Origin of the sequence: Janthinobacterium sp. PSPC1-1 (assembly GCF_049897625.1) — a bacterium.
Classification (GTDB): domain Bacteria; phylum Pseudomonadota; class Gammaproteobacteria; order Burkholderiales; family Burkholderiaceae_D; genus Janthinobacterium; species Janthinobacterium tructae.
The window spans coordinates 79,272-91,167 of record NZ_JAFCWP010000006.1; the positions used below are offsets into that span (position 1 = coordinate 79,272).

General features: G+C 62.8%; 9 protein-coding genes. 1 reads left to right on the forward strand and 8 read right to left on the reverse strand.

Annotation, left to right across the window (positions count from 1 at the left end; genetic code table 11):
- Positions 1 to 12: 12 nt before the first annotated feature.
- Positions 13 to 2,109 (forward strand): penicillin-binding protein 1C, encoded by a 2,097-nt coding sequence (pbpC, locus tag ACP7EG_RS19205; protein ID WP_426089117.1) that lies wholly within the window; start codon positions 13 to 15, stop codon positions 2,107 to 2,109.
- Here pbpC and ACP7EG_RS19210 read toward each other — a convergent pair whose 3' ends face one another.
- The 8 genes from ACP7EG_RS19210 to ACP7EG_RS19245 all read right to left on the reverse strand — a co-directional run bounded on the left by ACP7EG_RS19210 (position 2,110) and on the right by ACP7EG_RS19245 (position 11,885).
- Positions 2,110 to 3,732 (reverse strand): type VI lipase adapter Tla3 domain-containing protein, encoded by a 1,623-nt coding sequence (locus ACP7EG_RS19210; RefSeq protein WP_426088896.1) that lies wholly within the window; start codon positions 3,730 to 3,732, stop codon positions 2,110 to 2,112.
- 113 nt (positions 3,733 to 3,845) lie between these two features.
- Positions 3,846 to 6,161, reverse strand: coding sequence for a T6SS effector phospholipase Tle3 domain-containing protein (locus ACP7EG_RS19215; protein WP_426088897.1), 2,316 nt, complete (start codon positions 6,159 to 6,161; stop codon positions 3,846 to 3,848).
- A 109-nt stretch (positions 6,162 to 6,270) separates the two neighbouring features.
- A complete protein-coding gene (locus ACP7EG_RS19220) occupies positions 6,271 to 6,504 on the reverse strand; it encodes a hypothetical protein (protein WP_426056988.1) in 234 nt (77 codons plus the stop codon).
- A 55-nt stretch (positions 6,505 to 6,559) separates the two neighbouring features.
- On the reverse strand, positions 6,560 to 7,240 hold the full coding sequence (locus ACP7EG_RS19225) for a hypothetical protein (protein ID WP_426088898.1): 681 nt from the start codon (positions 7,238 to 7,240) through the stop codon (positions 6,560 to 6,562).
- Positions 7,241 to 7,315: 75 nt separating this feature from the next.
- A complete protein-coding gene (locus tag ACP7EG_RS19230) occupies positions 7,316 to 7,624 on the reverse strand; it encodes a hypothetical protein (protein ID WP_426088899.1) in 309 nt (102 codons plus the stop codon).
- Positions 7,625 to 7,729: 105 nt separating this feature from the next.
- Positions 7,730 to 9,076 carry a sigma-54-dependent transcriptional regulator gene (locus ACP7EG_RS19235; protein ID WP_096234587.1) on the reverse strand — a complete coding sequence of 449 codons (1,347 nt, stop codon included), beginning with the start codon at positions 9,074 to 9,076 and terminating at the stop codon, positions 7,730 to 7,732.
- On the reverse strand, positions 9,076 to 10,971 hold the full coding sequence (locus tag ACP7EG_RS19240; RefSeq protein ID WP_426088900.1) for a sensor histidine kinase: 1,896 nt from the start codon (positions 10,969 to 10,971) through the stop codon (positions 9,076 to 9,078). The genes ACP7EG_RS19235 and ACP7EG_RS19240 overlap by 1 nt, the downstream gene beginning before the upstream one ends.
- A gap of 122 nt (positions 10,972 to 11,093) precedes the next feature.
- The gene (locus ACP7EG_RS19245; protein ID WP_426088901.1) at positions 11,094 to 11,885 is read right to left on the reverse strand and encodes an ABC transporter ATP-binding protein; all 792 of its coding nucleotides are present in this window, start codon (positions 11,883 to 11,885) and stop codon (positions 11,094 to 11,096) included.
- Between the last annotated feature and the right edge of the window lie 11 nt (positions 11,886 to 11,896).

Here is an 11,896-nt window from a genome sequence, read left to right on the forward strand (position 1 = left end):
TTTGTTTTAATGATGAGCTGCCTGCTGGCCGGCCCGGTCTTCGCTGAAGCGATATTGACGCCGGCCCAGGTGCAAGCCGCCTACCGCAGCTCGGAAGCGCAGTTGCTGGACCGCAGCGGCGCGCCGCTGCAATCGTTACGCGTGGACATGAAGGTGCGGCGCTTGCCGTGGGTGCCGCTGGCCGATATTTCACCCGCCGTGCAGCAAGCCGTGCTGCTGGCGGAAGACCAGCGCTTCATGCGCCATGGCGGCGTGGATGTGTCCGCGCTGGCCACGGCCGCCTGGGATAACCTGTTTTCGAAAAAGCCCCGGGGTGCCTCGACCATCACCATGCAGCTGGCGGGCCAGCTCGATGCGGACTTGCAGGCATCTTCGGGCGGGCGCAGCCTGCGCCAGAAATGGGACCAGATGCGTGCGGCCCAGGCCATCGAAGACAGCTGGAGCAAGGCGCAGATTTTCGAAGCCTATTTGAACCTGGTGTCGTTCCGCGGCGAGCTGCAGGGCATCGCCTCCGCCTCGTACAGCCTGTTCGGCAAGGCGCCGTCGGGCCTGAACCAGACGGACGGCATCATCCTGGCCAGCCTGGTGCGCGCGCCAAATGCGCCTCCGGCCACCGTCACGCGGCGCGCCTGCGCGCTGGCGCAGGAATGGCGCATGGACAGCAGTTGCCAGCTGATCGGCCAGCGCGTGCAGACGGCCTTGCAGCGCACGGCCCTGTACGCCGACCTCGCACCGGCGCCGCAAGTGGCGCAGCAGCTGCTCAAGCAATCGGGTGCCTCCGTGCGTAGCACCCTCGACGGTCCCCTGCAGCGTTTCGCGCAGGAAAACCTGCGCCAGCAACTGGCCTCCTTGCGCGAGCGCAATGTCAACGATGGCGCCATCATCGTGCTCGACAACCGCAGCGGAGACATTCTCGCCTATGTGGGCAATGCGGGCGGCAGCCACGTCGATGGCGTGACGGCCCTGCGCCAGGCCGGTTCCACCCTGAAACCATTTTTATATGAACTGGCCATCGAGCGCCGGCTGATGACGGCCGCCTCCGTCATGGACGACTCGCCGCTGGACGTGGCCACGGCGTCGGGCATGTATGCGCCGCAAAACTACGACCGCAACTTCAAGGGTTACGTCAGCGCCCGCACCAGCCTGGCCAGCTCGCTCAACATTCCCGCCGTGCGCACGGTGCTGTTGACGGGGCAGGACGGGTTCTACAACCGCCTGAAGGACGTGGGCCTGTCGAGCCTGACGGAACCGGCCGAATACTACGGCCCCTCGCTGGCCCTGGGCTCATCCGAAGTGACCCTGCTGGAACTGGCCAACGCCTACCGCGCGCTGGCGAATGGCGGGCTCTACAGCACGGCCAGCCTGCAGCCGGGGCAGGCGGGCAAGGACAGGCGCCGCGTGATGGAAGCGGGCGCCGCCTTCATCGTGGGCGACATCCTGGCCGACCGCGCCGCGCGCAGCATGACTTTTGGCTTGCGCAACGAGCTGGGGACGAATTTCTGGAGCGCCGTCAAGACGGGCACCAGCAAGGACATGCGCGACAACTGGTGCATGGGCTACTCGGCGCGCTACACGGTGGGCGTGTGGGTGGGCAACTTCGACGGCAAGCCCATGTGGGACGTGTCGGGCGTGACGGGCGCCGCGCCCGTGTGGCGCGACGTGATGGATTACCTGCACAAGAACGTGCCCAGCCATGCGCCGAAAGCGCCGCCAGGCGTGTTGCAGCAGATGGTGGCGTACCAGCCCGCGCTGGAAGCGCCGCGCCGCGAATGGTTTATCGCTGGTACGGAAAGCCCCGTCATCGCCGTGCTGGGCGACACCGTGAAGCCAGCCGCCATCGTGTATCCGGCCGAGGACAGCATCCTCGCCATCGACCCCGACATCCCGCCCGCCCTGCAGCGCGTGTTTTTCCAGGCGCAGGGCAGCCGCGACTTGCGCTGGGTGCTCGACGGCAAGGATCTGGGCGCCGCTCTTGATAGCATCAGCTGGCGCCCCGTGCCGGGCAAGCATGCGCTGGCGCTCGTCGATGCTGCCGGCAAGACGGTGGCAAGGGTGGCGTTCCAGGTGCGGGGCAATGCCTTGGCGCAGCTTGCCGTACAGGGTAAATAATCAGTTCGATGGATAATTCGCCGGGTCGATGGCCGGCGTGGCGTAATGCCGCAGCACATCGCCGCCGTGCGGGTGTTTTTGCGTACGGCGTTTTTCGTCCGACGGCGGGCTGACCAGCACGATGGTCGCTTCGTCCGGGTTGCGCAGGTTCACCACCGCGCTGACGCCGCCATCGCGGTAGCTGCCCATCACGCCGATGGCCATCTGCACGAACAGGGTGGCCGCGCCCGTGTTGCCCAGGCGCTGGTCCGTATCGATCCACTGCGCCGTATTGCCGCTGTCGAGTTCCGTGCCGCCATCTTCCGCATGTTTCAGCAAGGTCTTGTGCAGTGTCACCAGTTGGGCCTGATTGCCGCCCGTCGCGGCGACCAGGCGCGCCGGCGCGGCGGGCCGCTCCGCTTCCGGCAAGCTGCGCAAGGCTTGCTGCCAGCCCGCCTGCAAGGCTTGTTCGCGCTGATCGCGCCGCGTGAGCGGCTTGCCATCCTTGTCGACCATCCTGACGAATGTGGGCCGGTGGATGAAGCCGAAGGTCGGCAGGCGGTCCAGTTGGGCCAGCTGCTCCTTGTTGAAGGGCAGGGGAAACCAGGGCGTGGGCTGCCAGTCTTTGGGGGGCTGATAGGTCTTGTGCTTGAGCCTGTCGACCATGCTGAAGCTGCCCGTGCCGCGGATATCGGAGCGCTGCGCGAATTGTGCGGCGACGGGGAGCCATTCGGCGATGGTGGGCTGGCGCTGGGTGAATGCACTCGGGTCTTCTTTTTTGTCTGGATGGGGCACTGCCCGCATCAATTTGTCATATGCCAGATACAGGCGCCGCGCCACGCCGTAGGTGTTGAGGTCATCGACGCTGTCCTCGGGCGGCGCATCGTCATATGCAAACTTCCGCACGGCGTCGATGCGCTCGCGCCGGGCCAGCACGAACAGAGCGGAGGCGTCGGGCATTTCGGGGATGTAGTAGCCATCTTTGAGCAATTCAGGAGTGTTGGGACCGCGATTGATATCGCGCGATTCCATGCCATCATGTGAATTCAAGATGATGTATGGCACGTCAGGATGGGTGTCAAAAAATGCGAAAACATCTTCCAGAATATGCTCCGGATGTTCGTCGAAGCGTCGTGGTCCCGCCACAAACAGATGCCAGTGCATGCCGGAAGAGGCGGCGCTGCCTGCCAGACCCATAATGGGCGAGTGAGGTGTATCTTGCAGTGCCGGGTCTGCAATGGGACCTTCGGCGTTAAATATGGGTACGGCAAAATACATTGGCGTGTTCAGCGCGCCATTTTCGAGTGAGTCCCCCGCACGTCCCCCACTGGTGCCTGCTTTGTCCAGGCTGCTCCATGGATATTTCTTCTTATCTTGTTCGCGGATGCTGGTATAAGCGTTTCCCTTCTGCAGGGCTTCCCACAGCTTGCCCTGACGATACTTGTCCAGGGTGACGCCGAGGCCGATAACCTCCAGCACATATTCGCGTTTTTCCTGCTCGGTGGGCGCCGCCAGTTGCACTTGCGGCTTTGCGACGGCCACAGGCTTGGATGAATGCAGCCAGCGCGAACCGAGCAATGTGGCCGCGAGGATGGGCGGGATCAGCAACAGCCAGTGCAGGTGGCGCCATATTGTGCTGCTCATCGTTGCCTCCAGCAAGAAAGGTGAGTGATTGCTCAGTGCAGAGCAAAGCAGTAGCAGTGCCAGTGCGCCAAGGCCAGCAGCGAGCGGATAAGTCAAGCGCGGAAGCAAGTTGTTCATTTTGGGATGTCATCGCTGGCTTTGTGGACGACTGGCGTGATGACCGATTCGGTGCGTCGGCCAGTTACGGTTTCACATACGACGGTGGAGGGCAGGCCCTCATGTAGGGCGAGAATGCAGGCGGGAAGTTCTCCCGAACTGTAATAGTGCGCATTACCTACGATGATCGCTTTACGCGCCGCTGGCTCGGCGGACAAGTAGACCGCGAAATTTTTTGCAAAGGTATCCCATTTCAATATGGATGGGCGCGGTATTTTGTCATCCGTTTTCAGCCGCCAATCCGCCACCGCACACAAGTACCGATAAAACCTCGGATCGCTGCTCGCCTTGCCTCCGCCGATGGCCACGTCATACGCCGTTACGTTGCGGTGGTTTTCCGCGTTGCCGATGATGGCGCCGTGGAAGGATTTGGGGCTGACCTCGTTCTGCCAGCGTTTGCGCGCCTCGTTCGGGGTTTCTTCGCGATTCACAAGCAGATTGTCGCCGCCGCCCGGATGGCGCGAGACGCGGTTGATCTTGCACTGGTCGCCTGCTTCCTTGCCCAGGTTCAGGGCTTTTTCCACCTGATCGCGCTGGCCCGAGCCGAACATGCCGACGCCGTATTCGGGAATGCGATGCTTGAGCGGCCGAGGATCGGCAATGATTTCCTGCTTGCGCATGCGCAAACCTTTCTTGCTGGTCACCGCGATGGCCGCATCGATGGGGTCGACTTCCTCGCACGGTCCTTGCTGGTCGCGCGGTAGCTTGGCCTGGTCGGAATCCTTGGGGAATTGCCCAGGGCGGATCTCGCCACCATCCAGCACCGCCGCCCTGGGCACGCGCAGCGCTTCGCCATTGATCGTGCGCAAGCCTTCGCGCCGTCCCGCTTCCGTGGAAAAGATATTCCATTTGCCGGGTTTGACGGGCGGCCACGGCGCCTCGTCGTGCATGCCGCGGTGGCCACGGTTGGCGCCGGCCACGTGGGCATGGTCGTCCTCGCCTTCCAGGCGCAGGGCGAAGTCGTGCGGCGGCAGGCCCACCAGCACCGGCCCGTTGTTCTTTCCTGCCGCATCGGGGCGTTTTTTGTTAGTAAAGACGCGCTGGTAAAATCCCTTTCCCAGTTCCACCAGCGGCTGGCGGCGCTGGAATTCCTTTTCCCAGTAGGTGGGGCCATCACCCCAGATGCTTTTGTCCGTCTTGCCCTTGGTTTTGGACAGGCCATGACCGTCGATGTGGTCGGGTATCCCCTGCCAGCCGATGCCCTGCATATTGTCCAGCGCTACCGTCATGTCTTCGGGGCAGAAGTACAGGTAGACCTTGCCCCGGTTGTCGCGGTCCGCTTCCGCGCGCCATGCGGCGCCCGCCATGCCATGGCAGACGGTATGATCCTTGATCTGCGCAAAGGCGGGTGTGGCGTGCTTTTTGGCCACCACGCCTTGCACGATCTGCGCCAAGGTTTGCAGGCGCGCATGCAGGGTCTGACGGTTGTCAATGGCGTCGTATTGGCTTTCCATCGCCGCATCCCGGCCGCCGCCAAAGATGCGGCTGGTTTCTGCCGCGCCAAAAAACATGGTCGTGTCTTCCACCAGGCTGTAGGGGGGATGCGTGAGGATCAGTGTGTCGGCGGGGCGCTTGCCCTCGTCGAGCAGGAAGGCTTGCGCCAGCAGCGAGATCAGACAGCCCTGGCTGTGCGCGACGATGGAGACCACGTCATCGCTGTCGTAGTCGCGGATCATGGCGATGAGGGCGGCCAGGCGCTTGGCGGCTAGCACCATGTACATGCGCCCAGGCGCCGTCATCAGGGGGCGCACGGGGTCGCCGCCCACGTCGTAGGGCGAGAACAGCCCCTTGTTCCACATGTCGGGCAGGGTATTGGTGGCATTGCCGAACGGGCCGCCATTCTTCGACATGTCCTTGTCCAGGCGGTTGCCGTAGCGGTCCGTGTTCTGGCCGTTGACCACTTTGCTGGCGTTGCCTTGTTCGCGAAAGCCCCAGTAAAACGGGATCACGGGGCTGTACGTCGTGTCATCAGGCTGGCGCTTGAAATAGATGGCGTCCGGATCTGCGATCACTTCACGCTTGTCGGATTCCTGCGGCAGGCGGTAGGTGGCTGGGGTGAACACGTGGCCGCCGCCATACATGCGCGCGTCGAGTCCCTGGCATAAACCCTTTTCCAAGGCGCCAAAACTGGTACCCACGTCATTGACGCCATGGATGACGATGACATTGCCTGGCAGCTCAGGGCGGATGCGCACGATGGCGTCCTGCATGCGGCCGCAATGGAGCAGGGCGGTGCTCTTGCCGCTGGTGTAGGGAAGTTTGGGATACGCCATCGCCGCTCCATGCTGACCAGACAGGACAGTGTAGAGGGGCGCGATGGCGGATTAGTTGTGCTTGCGCAAACTTTGCGAGGAAGCAGGCTGCGATGCGCGGCGGATGGTCCTATCGCTGGGCCAGTTTTTTGTCTGCCAGGCCAGGTGCCAGCCACAGCAGCAATATCCAGAGAAGAAAAGAAAGGCAACGCTGCAGCGGCACGCAGCACAGGCTGAAAATAGTAACCCAGGCCAAAGAAAGCGTGCGTGGTACTTGCGCGCAATCGAGCAGCCACAGCGTGGCGCCCATGGCGAGAAACATGACCGGCATGGCAAACCACCATTTGCGTTCGATCTGCGACATGATTTCCTCATAAGAAGTGTGTGTCCCCCGATTCTAACGTAAAAGTTGTCAAAAATTACGGCGCGCTGATGATCTTCGTCAGCGCGGTGCGATACGCCGGCTGCACATCGCCATCCTGGTCCAGCTTGTCCGTCATGATCACGCCATAACCTTGCGCATACCACACGTATTCGCCGCTTTGACCCTTGCTCTTGCCACCGACGTCGCGCAGTTCGAACTTGCAGGCGTCGGGGAAGCGGCGCCCGCCCAGTTCCAGGCGTTCCCAGCCGAGGAAAGTGATCGAGAAGTCGCGCTTGTCCGTGCGCGTGGAGGTGGTGATCTTGTCGGACAGGCCAGCCAACGGGTAGTGGGTGCTCGTTTGCGTGTCCGTGAATTGCACGCGCACTTCCTGGCCGGGGCGCATGGCGGCGGGGATGGCGGACTGCGCCGCGTAGACGTTCTTGCTGCGCACGCTGCCGTCTTCGTTGTAGTGCACCATGCCAGTCAGGAATACCTGGCCGTCGCGGATGTCCTGGTAGGACGTGGCCAGCAGGACGCCGCCGTCGAGGATCAGCTGCGTACCCTTGAGTTTCTTGCCCTCGAAGGTTTCCTCGACGTTGACTTGCGCGTCGCCATTGTTCTTGCTGAACTTGATGCCCGTGGTCAGTTCCATGCACTCGCCCACCGTGGGCGCCGCCTGTACCTCTGTGGCCGCGAATACGCCTGCCGCCACCATCATTTGCCATGCTGCCTTCATTGCCATCCTTGCTATTTCTAAAGGATGTGATGATAGCTTGCCTGGGATTAATGTGGCGCAGCCCTGGAGGCGGACTTAGCGGGCCGGTGCTGCCGGTGTCGCTGGCGGCGAGGTGGCCGATCCGCTGGCTGCCGGGGTGTCCGGCGTGGCGACGGGCTTGCCGCGGCGGCTGCGCTTGTCCGTGCGCGTTTTGCCGGGCTTGGCGTCGTGCACCAGCTTGCCCTTGTTGTCGAGTTTGTCGGACTGGTCCGATTTCTGGCCCGGATCATTTGGATTGTTGGTGTGGTTGCCCGTCTGGTTGACATTTGTCGTCGACTGGGCTTGCACCCAGGCGCCGCCGACGGTCATCAGGGTGGCGGCCAGCAAGAGAGCGGCGGTTTTCATGGCAGTGTCCTGTGCAAGTGTTGATTCGAGCTGGCATTGTCACACACGCGCCCGCCTGCGCGGGTAGGACGGCGCCTCATGGCTGTGTCGGTTAGTTGCCTATGATTATCGAAATTGTTCCGTCGAGATATCAAATCGCTTGAGCTTGTCGTACAGGGTTTTCTTCGGGATATTCAAGGCAGCCGCCGCCTCGATGACGTTGCCATTGTGGCGGCGCAAGGCTTCCTCGATGATGGAGATTTCGAAGGTGTCGACTTGCTCGGCCAGCGAGGCTTCGCGGCAGCCGGCCGGACTCAGGGTATCGTCGAGCAAGCCCAGCACGAAGCGGTCGGCCACATTGTGCAGCTCGCGCACATTGCCGGCCCAGCGCTGCGCCATCAGGGAGGCGATCAGCTCTCCGCTGACGAGGGCGGCCGGCTGGCCATAGCGCAGCGCCGCCTGCAGCACGAAAAACTCGAACAGCAGGGGGATATCCTCGCGCCGGTTGCGCAGGGCGGGCAGCGTCAGGCTGGCCACGTTCAGGCGGTAATACAGGTCAGGCCGGAACTTGCCCTGTTCGGCCAGCACGCTCAAATCTTCCTTGGCGGCGGCAATCACGCGGAAATTCACGGATATCAATTTGTTCGAGCCGAGGCGCTCCACTTGCCGTTCCTGCAGCACGCGCAGCAGTTTCACTTGCAAGGCCAGCGGCATGCTTTCTATTTCATCGAGGAACAGGGTGCCGCCGTTGGCGTATTCGATCTTGCCGATGCGCTGGCGCTGCGCACCTGTAAATGCGCCTTCCTCGTGGCCGAACAGTTCCGACTCGAAGATCGACTCGGGCAGCGCGCCGCAATTGATGGCCACGAAGGGGTGGTCGCGCCGCTCGCTGAAGTCGTGCAGGCAGCGTGCAATCAGTTCTTTTCCGGTGCCCGTTTCACCGAGGATGATGATATCGGCCGACTTCGGCGCCAGGTTCAGTACCAGCTGGCGCACCTTGGCCATGGCCGCGCTGCGGCCCACGATGCGCGCCTCGATGCCGACCCGCTGTTCGAGCTGGCGGCGCAAGTTCATGTTTTCCAGCACCAGATGGCGTTTGTCGAGCGCGCGGCGGCATACTTCCACCAGCAAGTCGGCGGAAAACGGTTTTTCGATGAAATCGTAGGCGCCACGGCGCATGGCGCCCACGGCCATCGACACGTCGCCGTGGCCCGTGACGAGGATCACGGGCAGGCTGGCATCCTGCGCCACGGCGATATCGAGCAGTTTCAAGCCATCCATGCCGGGCAGCTTGATATCGCTCAATAAAATGCCGGCAAATTCGGGCACCAGCCAGGGCAGCGCTTCCTCGGCCGTGGCGACGGCCGTCACTTGCAGTCCGGCCAGTTCCAGCGATTGCCGGGCACCCTTGCGCACGACGGCATCGTCTTCCACCAACAGCACTTGCATGCCTTCAAAATTATTCTCGTGCATCAGATGTTTCCTTCGTCTCTATCCCCCGGGTCGCAGCTCAGGGTGATGGTAAATTGTGCGCCGCCCCCTTCCTGCGCGCTGCGGTTGCGCACGGCCAGTGCGCTGCCGGCCGCGCGCAGTATGCCTGCGCTGATCGACAATCCCAAGCCCAGCCCGTGTTCCTTGGTGGTATAGAAGGGGTCGAAGATCTTGTCGAGCGAGGCCAGCGGAATGCCGGGACCATTATCGGTGATATGGATGATGGCCAGTGTGCCTTCGCGGCGCACCTGGAACCAGATCTGCACGGGCTCGCTTTCCGGCACCGCATCCATGGCGTTGGTGATCAGGTTGCTAAACACCTGTTCCAGGCCGATGGCGTTGCACAGCACGATGATGTCGTCCTCCAGCCAGCTTTCATGCAGGGTCAGGCGCTGCGAATGCTTGCGCGTGCGGATTTGCAGCATGGTTTGCGCAAACGCCTGGCGCACGCTGACGGGTTTGCGGGCATCGTCGCTGCGCCGCGCAAAGCCTTTCAATTGCGATGTGACATAGCCGAGGCGCTTGACGAGGTCGGAAATGGTCGACAGGTTGTCCAGCGCATCGTCGATGCGGCCGCGCGCCAAAAAGACTTTGGCATTGTCGGAAAAGGTTTGCAGGGCGGCCAGCGGCTGGTTCAGCTCGTGCGTGACGCCGGCCGCCATCTGGCCGATGGCCGCCAGTTTTCCGCTTTGCACCAGTTCCGCCTGGGCATAGCGCAAGGTTTGCTCGGCCCGCTCGCGTTCGGCCACTTCCGCTTGCAGGCGGCCATTCGCATGCACCAGGTCGGCCGTGCGCTGCTCGACCTTGATTTCCAGCTGTTCATAGGCGCGCGCCAGCGTCTGCTGTGCATTGAGCTTGTCGGCGATGCGGCGCCGGCGCTGGCGCGCATACATCAGGGCCAGCAGCAGCAAGGCCCAGCCCAGCGCGGCGGCCATGGCTGCGTTGCGCGCCGCCTCGTTCACCTGGTCGAGTTCGGCCAGCACGGTAATTTGCCATTGCAGCGGGCCAAGAGCGCGGTTCACGGCCAGATAGTCCACCTTCTCGGCGCTGCCGGACAGGGCCGGCGTGTCGCCCGACTGCTGGCGCTCCAGGGTCATGACGCTGGCGCCGTCGGCGAACTGGCGCAGCACCTTGTGCGGCAGGATGGGCAGGTTTTCCTGCAGGAACTGGCGCTGCGCGCTGATATCGTTCTTCGCGGCCGGCGACAGGGGCGCCAGGGTCTTGAACTTGAAGGCGGGAGTGGTGGCCAGGATGATCACGCCATTCGCATCCTTGACCCAGATCTGTTCGCCCGCACCGGGCGTGCGCCACGATTGTTCGATCCAGTCCAGGTTGACCTTGGCGGCGACGATGCCGATGATGCGCCCGTCGCGCTGCACAGGCTGCGAAATGAAATAGCCGGCTTCGAAGGTGGAGAAGCCGATGCCGTAGAAGCGGCCGATGCCGCCTGCGATGGCGTTCTTGAAATAGGGGCGGAAGCCGTAGTTGACGCCCACGTAAGAGCTGCGGTCTTGCCAGTTGCTCGATGCCAGGGTCGTGCCCTTGTCGTCGAGCACGTAGACGGCAAAGGCGCCTGCGCGGCGGTTCATGTCGACCAGGTAGGCGTTGATCTGCGTGACTCTGTCGGCGCTGGGCTGCTCCAGCAGTTGCGCCACGGCATCACTCTGGGCCACGGCCAGGGGCAGGAATTCGTATTTGTTGAGGGCGCCGCCGATGGACGCTGCATACAGTTCCGCGCGCGAATCGAGCGTGCGGTGCAATTCATCGAGCTGGCGCTGCTTGACCCAGGCATACGACGCCCACGTCAGCAGGACCAGCGACCCCACAGCCAGCAGGGGGGCGAGCGCGGGTCTCAAGGGCCATTTGCCGAGTGCCATGGTGCTCCGTGTGTCGGGTTGAATACGGCGGTATTGTAAAGCTGAAACCCGCAAGTCGAAGACTGGGGTCGGACCTTAAGGTCCGACCCCAGCACTTGCTTTGGGGTTTGGTCGCACGACGACTAATCTGCCGTACTCGCCATCGTTTCCGCATTGTGATGGCGCTGCTGCTCTTCCATCACCATCTCGCCCAGCATGCGCTTGAGGCGGTTGAACTCGGGGTCGCTCGGGTCGCGCGGGCGGGGCAGGTCGATGGCCACGTCGCGCTTGATGGTGCCGGGACGGTAGGTCATGACGATGGTGCGGTCGGCCAGGTAGATCGATTCCTCGATCGAGTGCGTGACGAACACGATGGTGGTGCCGAAGACTTTCCAGATTTTCAGCAATTCATCTTGCAGGTTGCGCCGCGTCAAGGCGTCCAGCGCGCCGAACGGTTCATCCATCAGCATGATGGGCGAATCGAGGGCCAGCACGCGGGCGATGGCCACGCGCTGGCGCATGCCGCCGGACAAGTCTTTCGGGTAGCGGGCACGGAATTCCGTCAAGCCCAGCATGCTTAGCAGCATGTCGACGCGTTCCTTGATTTCAGCCGGCGTCTTGCCGGCGATTTCCAGGCCGAAAGCGATATTGCTCTCGATGGTCATCCACGGGAACAGCGCGTATTCCTGGAACACCATGCCGCGGTCGGGGCCGGGCTCGGTGATCAGCTTGCCGCCGGCCAGGATCTGGCCGGAAGTCGGCTGCGAGAAGCCGGCGATGGCGTTCAGGAGGGTCGACTTGCCGCAGCCGGACGGCCCCAGCAGGCAGATGAACTCGCCGCTGGCGATTTCCAGGTTGATGTCTTTCAGGGCGATGACGTCGGCGCCGCCCGTGGTGAAGATTTTATTGACTGCATTGATAGTGATCGTGGTCATGGCCGTTCCTC